Source organism: Achromobacter sp. 18P8.1.1, assembly GCF_057799415.1.
On the sequence record NZ_JBYOKH010000027.1, the window covers coordinates 37,849 to 52,589 of the forward strand.

Annotated in this window: 15 protein-coding genes; 12 read left to right on the top strand and 3 right to left on the bottom strand. The window is 66.1% G+C overall.

Annotated elements, in window-relative coordinates; genetic code table 11:
- The gene (locus AC27VE_RS17880) at positions 1-1,197 is read right to left on the bottom strand and encodes a pyridoxal-phosphate-dependent aminotransferase family protein (protein ID WP_488704593.1); all 1,197 of its coding nucleotides are present in this window, start codon (positions 1,195-1,197) and stop codon (positions 1-3) included.
- 201 nt (positions 1,198-1,398) lie between these two features.
- Between AC27VE_RS17880 and AC27VE_RS17885 the strand changes: the two genes are divergently transcribed.
- The 7 genes from AC27VE_RS17885 (at position 1,399) to AC27VE_RS17915 (ending at position 9,133) form a co-directional block, all read left to right on the top strand.
- The gene (locus AC27VE_RS17885) at positions 1,399-2,193 is read left to right on the top strand and encodes a GntR family transcriptional regulator (RefSeq protein WP_006224392.1); all 795 of its coding nucleotides are present in this window, start codon (positions 1,399-1,401) and stop codon (positions 2,191-2,193) included.
- Between the two features lie 107 nt (positions 2,194-2,300).
- Entirely contained in the window at positions 2,301-3,872 is a 1,572-nt protein-coding gene (locus tag AC27VE_RS17890; RefSeq protein WP_006224391.1) for an ABC transporter substrate-binding protein, read from the top strand.
- Between the two features lie 64 nt (positions 3,873-3,936).
- Positions 3,937-4,854 carry an ABC transporter permease gene (locus AC27VE_RS17895; protein ID WP_006224390.1) on the top strand — a complete coding sequence of 306 codons (918 nt, stop codon included), beginning with the start codon at positions 3,937-3,939 and terminating at the stop codon, positions 4,852-4,854.
- A 1-nt stretch (position 4,855) separates the two neighbouring features.
- Positions 4,856-5,773 carry an ABC transporter permease gene (locus AC27VE_RS17900; RefSeq protein WP_006224389.1) on the top strand — a complete coding sequence of 306 codons (918 nt, stop codon included), beginning with the start codon at positions 4,856-4,858 and terminating at the stop codon, positions 5,771-5,773.
- 2 nt (positions 5,774-5,775) lie between these two features.
- Complete coding sequence (locus AC27VE_RS17905; protein WP_006224388.1) at positions 5,776-6,765, top strand: ABC transporter ATP-binding protein; 990 nt, start codon at positions 5,776-5,778, stop codon at positions 6,763-6,765.
- Positions 6,762-7,742 (top strand): ABC transporter ATP-binding protein, encoded by a 981-nt coding sequence (locus AC27VE_RS17910; protein ID WP_488704594.1) that lies wholly within the window; start codon positions 6,762-6,764, stop codon positions 7,740-7,742. Before AC27VE_RS17905 ends, AC27VE_RS17910 begins: the two co-directional genes overlap by 4 nt.
- Positions 7,739-9,133: a M20 family metallopeptidase gene (locus AC27VE_RS17915; protein WP_427957452.1), complete on the top strand. Its 1,395-nt coding sequence runs from the start codon at positions 7,739-7,741 to the stop codon at positions 9,131-9,133. Before AC27VE_RS17910 ends, AC27VE_RS17915 begins: the two co-directional genes overlap by 4 nt.
- Here the strand turns inward: AC27VE_RS17915 and AC27VE_RS17920 are convergent.
- Positions 9,130-10,014: a LysR family transcriptional regulator gene (locus AC27VE_RS17920; protein WP_488704595.1), complete on the bottom strand. Its 885-nt coding sequence runs from the start codon at positions 10,012-10,014 to the stop codon at positions 9,130-9,132. The two genes, AC27VE_RS17915 and AC27VE_RS17920, sit on opposite strands and share 4 nt — an antisense overlap.
- 110 nt (positions 10,015-10,124) lie before the next feature.
- Here AC27VE_RS17920 and AC27VE_RS17925 point away from each other — a divergent pair, with 110 nt between their 5' ends.
- A complete protein-coding gene (locus AC27VE_RS17925; protein ID WP_488704596.1) occupies positions 10,125-10,520 on the top strand; it encodes a hypothetical protein in 396 nt (131 codons plus the stop codon).
- A 150-nt stretch (positions 10,521-10,670) separates the two neighbouring features.
- Entirely contained in the window at positions 10,671-11,645 is a 975-nt protein-coding gene (locus tag AC27VE_RS17930; RefSeq protein ID WP_424625406.1) for a tripartite tricarboxylate transporter substrate-binding protein, read from the top strand.
- 118 nt (positions 11,646-11,763) lie between these two features.
- Here the strand turns inward: AC27VE_RS17930 and AC27VE_RS17935 are convergent, their stop codons facing one another.
- Positions 11,764-12,387, bottom strand: coding sequence for a TetR/AcrR family transcriptional regulator (locus tag AC27VE_RS17935; protein WP_488704597.1), 624 nt, complete (start codon positions 12,385-12,387; stop codon positions 11,764-11,766).
- A 141-nt stretch (positions 12,388-12,528) separates the two neighbouring features.
- Between AC27VE_RS17935 and AC27VE_RS17940 the strand changes: the two genes are divergently transcribed.
- From AC27VE_RS17940 to AC27VE_RS17950, 3 genes are all read left to right on the top strand, one after another.
- Entirely contained in the window at positions 12,529-12,927 is a 399-nt protein-coding gene (locus tag AC27VE_RS17940; protein ID WP_488704598.1) for a carboxypeptidase regulatory-like domain-containing protein, read from the top strand.
- A 121-nt stretch (positions 12,928-13,048) separates the two neighbouring features.
- Positions 13,049-13,624 (top strand): hypothetical protein, encoded by a 576-nt coding sequence (locus AC27VE_RS17945; protein WP_088587199.1) that lies wholly within the window; start codon positions 13,049-13,051, stop codon positions 13,622-13,624.
- 124 nt (positions 13,625-13,748) lie between these two features.
- Positions 13,749-14,726, top strand: a complete 978-nt coding sequence (locus AC27VE_RS17950) for a Bug family tripartite tricarboxylate transporter substrate binding protein (RefSeq protein WP_488704599.1) — start codon at positions 13,749-13,751, stop codon at positions 14,724-14,726.
- The last annotated feature ends 15 nt before the right edge of the window (positions 14,727-14,741 follow it).

Consider the following 14,741-nt stretch of genomic DNA (forward strand, 5'->3'; position numbering starts at 1 on the left):
TCAGGCCGTGGCGCCTTCGGGCGTGCGGGCCAGGAATTCCATTGCGGCCTGCATGCCGCCTGCGCGGTGCGGCACGCCGGCGGCGGCCAGACCCATCTCGACGCCTGCCAGGGTGCCGCACAGGGTCAGGTCATTGAAGTGGCCAAGATGGCCGATGCGAAAGACCCGGTCGGTCAGCTTGCCCAGGCCCTGCCCCAACGACATGTCGAAGCGGTCCAGGATTGTCTTGCGCAGCGCGTCCGCGCCGTGGCCATCGGGCATCAGCACGGCGGTCAGCGCGGGGCTGTGTGCGGCCGGATCCAGGCTTAGCAATTCCAGCCCCCATCCGGCCACGGCCAGGCGCGTGGCGCGCGCATGCCGTTCGTGCCGCGCGAACACACGCGGCAGGCCTTCGGCTTGCAGCATGGCCAAGGCCTCGTGCAGGCCGTACAGCAGGTTGGTCGACGGCGTATACGGGAAATAGCCTTTGGCGTTGGCGGTCAGCATGTCGCGCCAGTCCCAGTAGGCGCGCGGCAGGCGCGCGGTGTCGGCGGCGGCAAGCGCCCGCGCGCTGACGGCATTGAACGCCAGGCCGGGCGGCAGCATCAGGCCCTTTTGCGAGCCGGCCACCGTCACGTCCACGCCCCATTCGTCATGGCGGTAGTCGATCGAGCCCAGCGACGAAATCGTGTCCACCATCAGCAGCGCGGGATGCGCGGCGCGGTCGATCGCGGCGCGCACGGCGGCGATATCGCTGGTGACGCCCGTCGAAGTTTCGTTATGCACCACGCACACGGCCTTGATGCGGTGCTGCGTGTCTTCGGCAAGGCGCGCGCCGATCACGGCGGCGTCCACGGGGTGGCGCCAGTCGCCTTCGATGTAGTCGACCTCAAGCCCCAGGCGGCCCGCCAGCTTCTTCCACAGGCTGGCGAAGTGGCCGGTTTCCACCATCAGCACCCGGTCGCCCGGCGACAGCGTATTGACCAGCGCCGCTTCCCACGCGCCGGTGCCCGACGACGGAAAAATGACCACGGGGGATTGCGTCTGGAAGACCTCCTTGACTCCCGCCAGCACGGCCAACCCCAGCGCGCCGAATTCCGGCCCTCGATGGTCGATGGTGGGCTGATCGATGGCCCGCAGCACGCGGTCAGGCACATTCGTCGGCCCCGGAATCTGCAGGAAATGCCGGCCGGACGGATGGGAGTTCAGGGTAAGCATGCGTAGCCCCAGAGTGGAATTTTTTGTATACCAACGAAAGATGCGCGACGTGTAAACGACGTTTGTCTCGCATGCGGACTTGCGGCATGCGCCACTCTATCCCATTGTTTTTACATCGATAACCTAGGGTATACACCCATGATTGAACCGCAGGTCGCAGGTTTATAGTCTAGAAAAATACGGGGAAATGTTGGTATACCAATGAGCAGCAATCCTAGCCTGATGCCGGATCTGGCAGGGTCGGCACATGCCGGCCGCGCCGATTCCGATGCGACGCCAACCGCCGGGGTTCCGCCCTCGGCGCCGCGCGCCGCCGGCAACGGCCGCACGCTGCCCGGCGCGGTCGCCAGCCAATTGCGCGAACGCATCATCCAGGGCGAATTCCCGCCCGGCTCCCGCCTGAACGAACGTGCGCTGTGCGACCTGCTGGGCGTCTCACGCACCCCGATGCGCGAAGCGTTCCGCGTGCTGGCAGCCGAAGGGCTGGTGCAGATCGAACCGAACCGCGGCGCGCAGGTGGTGGCGCTGTCTGAGGCGAACATCCGCGAAGCCTTCGAAGTGATCGGCGGACTGGAAGCCATGTCGTGCCGGCTGGCGTGCGAACGGGCGACAGATGTCGAGATCGCGGAAATCCGTGCGCTGACCTACGAAATGATGGCCAGCCACGCCCGCCACGACCTGCCTACCTACTTCCGCACCAACCGCGAAATCCACGAACGCATCAGCCTGGCCTCGCACAACAGCCTGCTCAAGCAGCTGTACGACGCCCAGAACGCACGCATCCAGAACCTGCGCTTCGTGTCGAACGAAGACCGCCAGAAATGGGATCTGGCAATGCGGGAACACATCGAAATGGCCGACGCCCTGGACGCGCGCGACGCGGACCGGCTGGCGGGCATCATGCGGCAGCACTTGCAGCGCAAGTGCGAGGCCGCGTTAAAGACGTTGAACGCAGGGCAGGCCCCCGCGACCGCGCAGTCGTCCGGATCGGGTTGAAGCCCTTCCCAGCCCACGGACGACAACGATAAGAACAAGGGTGGCGCGGCCCGGAGCGAGATGATGGATACGCAGTACATGTAGTGCCTTCCAGAGGAGCCTTCACCATGGCTGATTGTCGCTTCACACCCGTCTCACCCGCCTTGCCCTCCCGCCGCACCCCTGCCCTGCACGCGCTTGCCGCCGCCTTGCTGGCCTGCGCCACGCTTGCCTCCCAGCCTGCGCTGGCCGGCAAGAAGGACGACACCTTGCGCATGGCCTACGACCAGGCGCCGGAAAGCGTGGACCCGTATTTCAACAACGTGCGGATCGGCGTCATCATCGCCGCCAACGTCTGGGACACGCTGCTGTACCGCGACCCCGTCACCAACGAGTACAAGGGCCAGCTGGCCAAGAGCTGGAAGCAGGTCGACGACAAGACGATGGAATTCGAGTTGCGCGAAGGCGTGAAATTCCATAACGGCGAGGAGTTCGACGCGGACTCGGTCGTGTACACGCTGAACTACGTGGCCGACCCCAAGAACAAGGCCGTCACCCAGCAGAACGTGGCCTGGATCGACAAGGTCGAGAAGATCGACAAGTACAAGGTGCGCCTCACCACCAAGGAGCCCTTCCCCGGCGCCAAGGAATACCTGTCCACCACCGCCGCCATCCACCCGGCCAAGTACTACCAGGAAGTCGGTCCCAAGGGCATGAACGCCAAACCCGTGGGGTCGGGCCCCTACAAGGTCACCGACTACCAGCCCGGCAAGTCCATCACGCTGGAGCGCAACGCCGACTACTTCAAGGACTCGCCCAAGGCGCAGCCCAAGATCGGCCGCGTCGTCATCCGCTTCATCCCCGACCGCCAGACCCAGATGGCCGAAGTGATCTCAGGCGGTGAAGACCTGATCATGAGCGTGCCCAAGGACCAGGCCGAACAGCTGGGCCAGATGCCCAACCTGCAGATGGTCACGGGCAACACGATGCGCATCGTGTTCATGCAGATGAACATCCAGGACGGCACCCCGGCGCCCCAGCTGAAAGACGAACGCGTGCGCCGCGCCATCATCCACGCGATCGACCGCAACGCCATGCTGAAGAACATCGTGGGCGAAGGCGGCGGCCTCATCAACACCATCTGCACCCCGTCGCAAGTGGGCTGCACGCAGGATGGCGCGCCCACCTACAAGTACGACCCGGCGCTGGCCAAGAAACTGCTGGCGGACGCCGGCTACGCCAACGGCTTCGACATCGACATCGTGGCGTACCGCGAACGCAACCAGACCGAAGCCATCATCAACTACCTGCAGGCCGTGGGCATCCGCGCCAAGCTGAACTACCTGCAGTACGCCGCCATGCGCGACATGATCCGCGCCAACAAGGCATCGCTGACCCACCAGACCTGGGGTTCGAACCTGGTCAACGACGTCTCGGCGTCCACGCCGGTGTACTTCGCCTTCGGCAACGACGACGTCACGCGCGACGCCCAGGTGCGGGACCTGCTCAACAAGGGCGACCACACGATCGACCCCGCTCCGCGCAACGCGGCCTACAAGGAAGCGCTGGACCTGATCGCGCAAAAGGCCTATGCGGTGCCGCTGTGGACGCTGCCCGCCTACTACGTCGCCACCAAGGACGTGAACTTCAAGCCCTACTCGGATGAGCTGGTGCGCTTCTGGGACATGAGCTGGAAGTAAGGCGCAGGGTTGCGCCGGGCAAGCATCGCGCCGCCCGGCGCCGCGAAACGATAGAGGAAGTCCTATGCTTTATTTCACGATCAGGCGCCTGGGCCTGGCGGCGCTGGTGGCGCTGACCGTTTCGATCCTGGCGTTCCTGCTGCTGCACCTGTCCGGCGACCCGGCCCTGGCCCTGGCGGGCGAAGGCGCGCGCCAGGCGGACATCGACATGATCCGCAAGACCTACGGGCTGGACCGGCCACTGGCGGTGCAGTACGCCGACTGGCTCTGGCACATCCTGCAAGGCGATTTCGGCACGTCGGTGTATTTCAAGACCGAAGCCGGCCCGCTGATCCTGTCCAAGCTCAAGACCACGCTGCTGCTGGGCATGGGCGCACTTGGGTTCGCGCTGCTGATCTCCATTCCGCTGGGCGTGCTGGCCGCGCTATATAAAGGCAGCCTGATCGACCGCATCTGCCTGGCGATCGCGGTGCTGGGCCAGGCGCTGCCCAACTTCTTCTTTGCGCTGATCCTGATCATGCTGTTCTCGATCTCGCTGCGCATCCTGCCCGTGTCGGGCAGCGGGACGTGGCAGCATTTCGTGATGCCGGCCATCGCCCTGGGCTATTACGTGGCGCCCGCCTTCATGCGGCTGATCCGCGCCGGCATGATTGAAGTGCTGGGCGCGGACTACATCCGCACCGCGCGGGCCAAGGGACTGCCCGCGCGCAAGATCATCTTCAAGCATGCGCTGCGCAACGCCATCGTGCCGGTGGTGGCCCTGGCCGCCGTGCAGCTGGGCTACCTGCTGGGCGGCTCCGTCGTCATCGAAACCATCTATGCGCTGGACGGCTTGGGCTACCTGGCCTACCAGAGCATCACGTACAAGGACTACCCCGTCATGCAGCTGATCGTGCTGCTGCTGTCCGTGCTGTACGTGCTGCTGACGCTGGCCGCCGATATCGCCAACGCGTGGCTGGATCCGCGCATCCGGGTGTCCTGACATGAATACGCCTACCCTCACCCCTGCCGCGCCCGGCGCCCCCGCACCGGCTCCGCTGGAACTGTCCGCCTCCACGCTGCGCTGGCGCCGCCTGCGCCGCAACAAGGCCCTCTTGGCCGGCGGCGGCATCCTGCTTGCCATCGTGCTGATTGCGCTGCTGGCGCCGTGGATCTCTCCACACGACCCCTACTTCCAGGACCTGGCCTACCGTACCGCGCCGCCGGTCTGGTACGAAAAAGGCACCTGGCTGCATCCGCTGGGCACCGACCAATTGGGCCGCGACTATATGTCCCGCCTGTTCTACGGCGCGCGCATTTCGCTGTTGATCGGCATCAGCGTGGCGCTGATCTCCGGGCTGATCGGCACGGCCATGGGCATGGCCGCCGGCTACTTCGGCGGCAAGGTCGACATGGCGGTGTCGTTCCTGATCACGACCCGCTTGTCGATGCCCGTCATCCTGGTGGCGCTGGCCACGGTGGCCATCGTGGGCGGGTCACTGTGGGTGGTGATCCTGGTGCTGGGCCTGTTGAAATGGGACCGCTACGCCGTCGTCATGCGCAGCGCCACGCAGCAGGTGCGGTCGCTGGAGTACGTGGCTGCGGCGCAAGCCGCGGGCGCGTCCACCTGGCGCATCGTGTGGGGCGAAGTCCTGCCCAACGTCGTGCCGCAGCTGATCGTCATCGCCACGCTGGAAGCCGCCAGCGCCATCCTGCTGGAAGCCTCGCTGTCGTTCCTGGGCCTGGGCGTGCAGCCGCCGCTGCCGTCCTGGGGCCTGATGATTTCCGAGGCCAAGGCCTACATGTTCTTCTCGTTCTGGCTGATCGCCATCCCGGGCTCGGCGCTGGCGCTGCTGATCTTCGCGATCAACCTGGCTGGCGACGGGCTGCATCAACTGCTGACGCCTGAAGAGAGAGCCTGACCATGAACGACAAAGAAATCGTCCTGGACGTACAAGGGCTGACCGTCGACATCGCCACGCCCCGCGGCCCGCTGCACGCGGTACGCGACGTGTCCTTCCAGGTCCGGCGGGGTGAAACGCTGTGCCTGGTGGGCGAATCCGGCTGCGGCAAGTCGATGACCTCGCTGGCCATCATGGGGCTGCTGCCCAAGGCCGCGCAGCGCAGCACGCGCCGGCTGTCGGTGTTGGGCGAAGACCTGTCGGCCGCGCGCGGCCGCCGCATCAACGCCCTGCGCGGCAGCAAGATGGCGATGATCTTCCAGGAACCGATGACGGCGCTGAACCCGGCCTACCCCATCGGCGAGCAGCTCACCGAGCACTACATCCATCACCGCCATGCCACGAAGCAGCAGGCGCGCGACCGCGCCATCGAGCTGCTGGAGAAAGTCGGCATCGCGTCCGCCGGACAGCGGCTGACGCAGTACCCGCACCAGTTGTCCGGCGGCCTGCGCCAGCGCGTGATGATCGCGATGGCGCTGATGTGCGGCCCTGAACTGCTTATCGCCGACGAGCCCAGCACCGCGCTGGACGTCACCATCCAGGCGCAAATCTTGCGCCTGCTGGCCGACTTGCAGGCCGAGCTGGGCATCGCCATGGTGCTGATCACGCATGACCTGGGCGTGGTCGCGCGCATCGCGCGGCAAGTCGCCGTGATGTATGCGGGCCAGATCGTCGAGGAAGGCCCCGTCGAGAGCATCTTCGCCACCCCGCGCCATCCCTACACGCAGGGGCTGCTGGGCTGTATCCCCGTTCCCGGCCGCACGCCGCCCGGCGAATCGCTGGGCACCATCCCCGGCGTCGTGCCCTCGCTGGTGGGCGACCTGCGCGGCTGCGCCTTTGCCGACCGCTGCCGTTACGCGCAGCCCCAATGCCGCGACACGATCCCCGTCTACGGCCACCCGCCCGAACAGCAATGGCGCTGCATCCGCCAAGAGGAAGGAGTCCCGGCATGAGCGCGCTCTTGCAAGCCGAAGCCGTCAGCCGGCAATTCTCGATCCGCGCGGGGCTATTCCGCCCGCGCAGCACGCTCCATGCCGTCAACGGCGTGGACCTCGCCGTGGAACGCGGCGCGGTGCTGGGCATCGTGGGCGAATCCGGTTGCGGCAAGTCCACCCTGGCCCGCATGCTGCTGGGCCTCACGCCCCCCACCGAAGGGGCCATCAAGCTGGACGGCCAGGACATCCGGCAGATGGACCGCCGCGCGCTCGCCCGCCGGGTGCAGCCGATTTTCCAGGACCCGTATTCGTCCTTGAACCCGCGCCGCTCGATCGCGTCCATCGTGTCGCTGCCGCTGGAAGTGCACGGCATCGCCAACCCCAAGCTGCATAAAGCGATCGAGATGCTGGAGCGGGTCGGCTTGCCGCCGCGCCTGGCGCACAACACGCCGGGGCAATTGTCCGGCGGACAGCGGCAGCGCGTGGCCATCGCCCGGGCGCTGGTCATGCACCCCGAGATCGTCATCTGCGATGAGCCCACCTCGGCGCTGGACGTGTCGGTGCAGGCGCAGATCATGAACCTGCTGATGGAGCTGCGGCGCGAATTCAACCTGACCTATGTCTTCATCAGCCACAACCTGGCGGTGGTGGAGCACATCGCCACCCACGTTGCAGTGATGTACCTGGGCCGCGTCGTGGAGTCCTCTCCCACGGCGCAACTGTTCCACGACCCGCGCCATCCGTACACGCAGGCGCTGCTGGCATCGGTGCTGACGCCGGAGCCCGGCCTTGGCATCCCCGACATGGGGCTGGGGCTGTCGTTTCCCGACCCGCTGCATCCGCCGCCGGGCTGCCCCTTCCATCCGCGCTGCCAATACGCCATGGCGCAATGCAAGACCGAACGCCCGGCGCTGGCGCTGCGCGACGAATCCGTGGTGGCCTGCCACCTGTACCCGACCTCTTCCTCTCATCCCGACGGAGCCCGACCATCATGACCCGTGAGCAAGCCATCGCCCAAGCGGAACACTGTTTTGATTCGGGCGCCTTCCGCGCGCTATTGGCGCGCCGGCTGGCGCTGCCGACGGAAAGCCAGAATCCGGAGCGCGCCGCCGTGCTGGCCGACTACCTGGAATCCGAGATCCGCCCGGCATTCGAAGCCTTGGGATTCACCTGCCGCACGCTGACCCACCCCAAGGCGCTGGCGCCTTTCCTGTATGCCGAGCGCATCGAAGACCCCGCCCTGCCCACCGTGCTGGGCTACGGACACGGCGACGTCATCCGCGGCCTGGAAAAGGAATGGAAGGACGGCCTGTCGCCGTGGGCGCTGACCGAGGCCGAGGGCCGCTGGTACGGCCGCGGCATCGCCGACAACAAGGGCCAGCACACGATCAACATGGAGGCGCTGCGGCTGGTGCTGGAAACGCGCGGTAAGCTGGGCTTCAACGCCAAGTACCTGATTGAAATGGGCGAAGAGACGGGGTCGATGGGCCTGCGCGAGCTATGCGCCGAGCACCGCGACCTGCTGGCCGCCGACCTGCTGATCGCCTCAGACGGCCCGCGCCTGGCGGCCAAGCGGCCCACCATTTTCCTGGGCGCGCGCGGCAGCCTGAACTTCGATCTGAGCATCGAGGCGCGCGCAGGCGGCCATCACTCCGGCAACTGGGGCGGGCTGATTTCCAACCCCGGCATCCAACTGGCGCACGCCATCGCCACCATCGTCTCGCCCACCGGACAGATCCGCATCCCGGAATGGGTGCCGGCCGAACTGCCGGCCGCCGTACGCCGCGCACTGGCCGATTGCCAGGTGGACGGCGGCGCGGACGGCCCGGAAATCGAACCGGAATGGGGCGAGCCCGGCCTGTCGCCCGCTGAACGGGTGTTCGGCTGGTGTTCCTTCGAAGTCCTGGCCTACAAGACGGGCAACCCCGAAACACCCGTCAACGCCATCCCGCCGCGCGCCTGGGCCCGCTGCCAACTGCGCTTCGTGGTGGGCGTGGACCCGGAAGACCTGATCCCCGCGCTGCGCCGGCACCTGGATCGCCAGGGCTTTCCGATGGTCAAGATCGCACTCACGCGCGAATCCATGTTCTGCGCCACCCGCATCGATCCCGACGACGCCTGGGTGCAATGGGCGGTGGATTCGCTGGAACGCACCTCCGGCGAAAAGACCGCGCTCTTGCCCAACCTGGGCGGATCGCTGCCCAACGACATCTTCACCGACGTCTTGGGCCTGCGGACGATCTGGGTGCCGCACTCGTATCCGGGTTGCTCGCAACATGCGCCCAACGAACATCTGCCGCCGGAATTGCTGCGCCAGGCGCTAGGGCTGATGACCGGGCTGTACTGGGACCTGGGCGCAGGCGGTACGCCCGCGGTCGCGCGCTAGGGCTTATCCGGCGCTCGCAGGAAATCGATGAAGCGCCGGACCTTCGCGCTGACGTGGCGGGTGTCAGGGTAGACGGCATACACCGGTTGTGGCGGCAGCGAAATCGTCGGCAGCACCCGCTGCAACACGCCCCGCGCCAGCGGTTCTTCCAGTAGCCAGTCCGGCAACGCGGCCACCCCGCAGCCGGCTTCGGCAAACGCCAGCAACGCCGACGCCGTGTCGGCATGGGCCACGGGCGCGACCCGCAGCGCGTGCTCTCGCCCTTTTCCATCGGTCACGCGCCAGTGGTCGCTGCGTCCCGGCCGGTTGGCCAGCCAGGGCATCGCAGCCAGGGCCTCCAGCGTGCGCGGCGCGCCATGCTCCGCCAGCAACTCCGGGCTGGCCACCAGCAGAAGCTTGAATTGGCCGATCGGCGTGGCGCGATAGCTGGAATCCGCCAGCGTCCCCACGCGGATCGCCAGATCCAGCCGGTCGCCGATCAGGTCGGCATGCGCGGAACTGGCCTGGTAGCTGACCCGCAACGCAGGATGGCGCCGCGCGAAAGCCGCCAAGGCGGGCGCCACGATACGGTTGCCGTAATCCACCGTGGCGGTCACGCGCAAGCTGCCCGCCAAGGTCGCCTGCCCCGACCGCGCCTGATCCACGGCCGCGTCGGCCTCGCGCAGCAGTCGCGCGCATTCCGCATAAAAGCCTTCGCCGGCCCCGGTCAGCGCCAAGCGCCGGGTGCTGCGGGTCAATAGCGCCACTCCCAGCTCTTGTTCCAGCTGCTTGAGATTGAAGCTGACGACCGCTTTGGTCGTGCCCAGCGTGTCGGCAGCCGCCGTGAACGAGCCGGCTTCAACGACCGCGACGAACATCCCCAGGCGATTCAGGTTGATCATGGGAGCATCCCATTGTCAAAAAAACACGAACAGTATATCCAGTCATTTGAGCTTCTTTCAGAACACCGGCCCACCTAGAATGGCGCTCCTTATTGTCTTTGAAGCCCGCCATGACGGACCTGTCTACCCCGTGCCTGCGCCTGACGCTGGACGCCCACTCCCTGATCGAACAATGGATCGGCCAGCCCGACACGCCGGACCACGTCCTGGCCGACCTGCTGTCGCGCTTTGCGCCCGGCTTCACCATGATCGCCACCGACGGCCAGCGTCTGGACGGGAACGCGCTACCGGCTTTGTTCGCCGGCCTGCGCGGCGCGCGTCCGGGCCTGAAGATCGGCATCGACGACATGAAGGTGCGGCACATTGACACGGCTTCGGTGCTGCTCACCTACCGCGAACGGCACGTCTGGAGCACGGGCGCTACGCAACGGCGCGCGACCGTCCTGTTCACCCGCGGGGCGGGTGAGCTGCCGCAATGGGCGCATCTGCACGAAACCTGGGCGTGACCCGACGGCGGCGGGCACGGCCATATCCCCTGTAGCTATATGCAAGCGGGGAATAAATCGTTGGCGCGGGCGGCGTGAATCATTAGAGTCCAACGCCGTCCCGTCGCGCCGGCAATCCGCCAGCGCGCGCCCCCGATACGAGCCGCTTTCATGCCCTTCCGATTCCAAGCTGTACGCCGCACCACCCTGCTTGCTTTGACGCTGGCCCTTGCCGGCGTCGGCACCGCCCATGCCGAACAACGCGTCATCCGCATCGTCGTCCCTTACGGCACCGGCGCCGTCCAGGACACCATCGCCCGAGCCATCAGTGACGAACTGGGCCAGGCCTTGAACGCCTCCATCGTGGTGGAAAACCGCGCAGGCGCGGGCGGCACCGTGGGCACGTCGCAAGTGGCCCGCGCCACGCCGGACGGCAACACCCTGGTGCTGGCCGCGGCCAGCCACAACATCGCCGGCTATCTGTACAAGAACCTCAGCTACGACCCCTACAAGGACTTCACGGGGGTCGCCTACCTGGGCAACACCGGCTACATCATCCTGGCGTCCGCCGGCTTGCAGGTGAAGAACACGGCTGAATTCATCCAGGCCGTCAAAGCGAAACCGGGCGCCTACGATTACGCGTCGGCCGGCAACGGCAGCGCCTCCCACCTGGGCATGGCCTCGTTCCTGACCGCCGCCGGCGTCCAGATGCAGCACATCCCGATGAAGTCCACGGGCGACGCCGTCACGGAACTGCTGGCCGGACGCGTGCAGGCCGTCACCGCCGCCACCATCGGCGTCACGGCGTACCGCAACGACCCGCGCGTGACGTTCCTGGCCTACACCGGCAAGACGCGCTCACGCTTTGCGCCCGACCTGCCCACCGTCGCCGAAAGCGGCTTGCCGGGCTACGCCTTCGATTCCTGGCTGGGCCTGCTGGCGCCCGCCGGCTTGCCCTCGGCCGAACGCGCCAAGATCAATGCCGCGGTCAACAAGGTGCTGGCCGACCCCAAGGTGCAGGCTCGCCTGGCATCGCTAGGCGTCGAAGCCGAAGCCAAGTCCCCCGAACAGTTCCAGGATCTGCTGAAGGCGGACTGGGAAGCCGCCGGCAAGCTGGTGGCCGCTTCGGGCGCGCGAGTCGAGTAGGCCGCGCGATCCCTACGACAAAAAATGCCCCCACGCTACGCACGCGGCGCGTGCTTGCTGCCCCCCGAGGGGGCGTTTTTTGTCTTGGGGCGGCCCTACGACAAAAAAAAGCCTCCGGCTAGGAGGCTTGGCGTGGCGGTTGCCGGTCGCGCTGACGATCCGGCTCGGGGTCCCGTATGCCGTCCAGCAGCAGGTCGGTGATGAATTCCGCCAACGCCTGCTGCTGCGCGGCGTCCGGCAGTTGGCGTGTGAAGCGTTCGATGATGCCCATCAGCGACTGCGCGAACCAGTCGGCCGGAATCGCCGCCCGGAACAGCCCGGCCTGCTGCTCGGCGCGGACGTTGTCGGCGATCATCGCCACCAGTTCGTCCTTCAGCGCTTCAGCCGCGGCCACCTGGAAGAAGCCGATGCGGGTCAGGTTGGGATCTTCCTGCAAGATGGCAAGCAGGCCGCGGACGCCACGGCGGATTCGGTCCGACATTTGCGTGCCGTCCAGGTCAGCGGGCAAACGCGCCAAGCTGATGGCCTGCCGCAAGCGCTGCGCGAACATGCCGACCAGTTCGTCGTAGGCCGCTTGCTTGCTTGAGAAGTATTGATAAAAGACAGGCTGGGTCACACCGGCGCGGGCGACAATGTCGCTGATCCGCGTTTGCTGGAATCCGCGCTCGGCGAACTCCGCCGCGGCGACCTGCAGAAGCTGTAACCGAGTGCGTTCACCCTTCGTGAGCCGCTTGTCTTGCAATAAAGAAGAGGGTCGTGCCGTAATCATCGCGAGAAAGTACTACCCTTCCTGGCTTTCCGCCAGTTTTTCTCAGACCTGCCCCACAACCTGATGTCACCAGTGATACAAACGTTGCGCGCATGGCGCATCTTGCATCGAACGTTGGCTGCCACGCTTGCCTCCACCGCCACGGGGTGTGTGCCCTACCCGGTTCACAAGACGATGCAGCCCGCCGCGCGCGTCACCGTGATGGACACGCAGTCGCAGCCTCTGAGTGACGCGCGTGTCATCCTTATCAGCAGATCCTATCCCTACGGCCGAGAACGATCTCGCCAGGAAGTACGGACGATGCCGACAGGCAAGGCAAGTTTCTCAGCGCAAACGGAATGGCGCGTTGAATCGTTGATGCTGCACGGTTCCGAAATCTATTTCTGGAATTGGTGCGTTGAGAAGGCAGGTTACGAGACTTACGAAACCCTAAACAATGCGGCGTCGCAATTTGACGACAAACTGATCGTACAACTGCCTCCCGGCGAATCGCGGTCGTGCGACAGGCTCTGAAGTCACTTGAAATGACCGTAGCGTTTGCAACATATTTTGGTGCTCCCGCAGCAGTAAAGTAGCGTTATCGCCACGAGTCTCTTATATAGAGGCTGTTGCGCGGCGACTCAGGAGCAAGATCATGAAACGGTTTACAGGCCGGATGGTTGTCGTGGCGTTGGCGCTTGCCGTTGCGAGCGCGCCCGTGATGGCCGGCGGACGCGGCGGTGGTTGGGGTGGTGGCGGCTACCACGGCGGCTATCACGGCGGTAATAACTATCACCACCACGGCGGTGGCGGCAGCAGCTCGGCGGGCTGGTGGGTGGGCGGCGCCTTCGCGTTGGCGGCGGTCGGCCTGTTGCTGGCGGCTGACTCCGGCCCTAATTATGTGCAGACTGGGGTGTATGCGTCGCCGGGCGTGGCCTATACGAGCCCGCCGGTGTATGCCGCACCCGTCTACGAAGCGCCCCCCGTCTACAGCGCCCCGCCCATTGCCTACGCGCAACCGCAGCCGCAATACGCACCCGTGCAATATGAATCTGCGCCCAAGGTCAATTCGGCCCAAGCCAATGCCACGAGCGATTGCCAGCGCTGGGCCATGAACCAAAGCGGCTACGACCCGGCAACCATTTCGCAATGGACCACGCAAGTCATGGTGGATTCCTACAACCACGCGCTGGATTCCTGCATGAACAGCCGCGGCTACCGCGCCAACTGACGCCGCAACCCCGGATATTCCCCATTGTCCTGACGCGCCGGCCTGCACACACTGCATGCCGGCGCGCCGCATTGGACGGCCCGCTAAAACGCGCGGCCGTCACGCCGGGCAACAAGGGAAAGCCATGCTCAACTTCAAGCGGTTCGCCGGCCTTTGCGCATTCAGCGCAGTTTGCGCCGCCTCGTTCTCCGTCCACGCCCAGACCGACGCCAAGCCCCAGGCCCTGACCATCGTGGTGCCTTACGGCGCCGGGGGCATCGTCGACAACACCGCGCGCGCGTTTGCGCAGAAGCTGGCCGCAGAGCTCGGCCGGCCCGTCGTCGTTGAAAACCGTGGCGGCGCGGGGGGCATGATCGGCATGAACACCGTGGCCCGCGCCCACGATGAAAACACCTTGGGTTTTACCGCCGTCAGCCCGGTCACGTTGTCGCCACACGTCATGAAAACCCTGTACGACCCGCTGAAGGACCTGGCGCCGGTGGCTGCCGTGATGTATTCGCCGGTGTACCTGGTGGGCGGCCCGAAATTCACGGGCAAGGACTTCAAGGACATGCTGAGCCAGGCCAAGGCGGACCCCGACGGCTTGTCGCTGGCGACGGCGGGCGTCGGGTCGCTGGGGCACCTGATGCTGGAACAAATCAACGGCCAGGCCAAGGTGCGCATCACGCACGTGCCCTACAAGGGCATGGCGCAGATGGTGCCGGACGCCCTGGGAGGCCAGTTCACGCTGATGCTGGTCAACGCGTCCGCCCCCGTCAACACGCTGATCGACGAAGGCAAGCTCCAGCTGCTGGCGGTGGGCTCACCGGCCCGCCTGCCCGGCCGGCCGGACGCGCCGACCTTTGCCGAACTGGGCTATCCCATGGCGAACATGACGTCCACCTTCGGCTTTTTCGCCCCGGGTACATCCAGCGCCGATTTCCGACGACGCATGAACGCCGTCATCAACCAGGTCGCCGCCATGCCCGACATCAGCAAGCCGCTGACCGATGCCTTGAACATCATGTCGCCCGGCAGCGTCGAGCAATTCGCGCAGCAAGTGCAGCGGGAATATGCCGACAACGGCAAGATCGTAAAGGCCGCGAATATCCGCAGCGAGTGATTTGCCCCCGGCGTG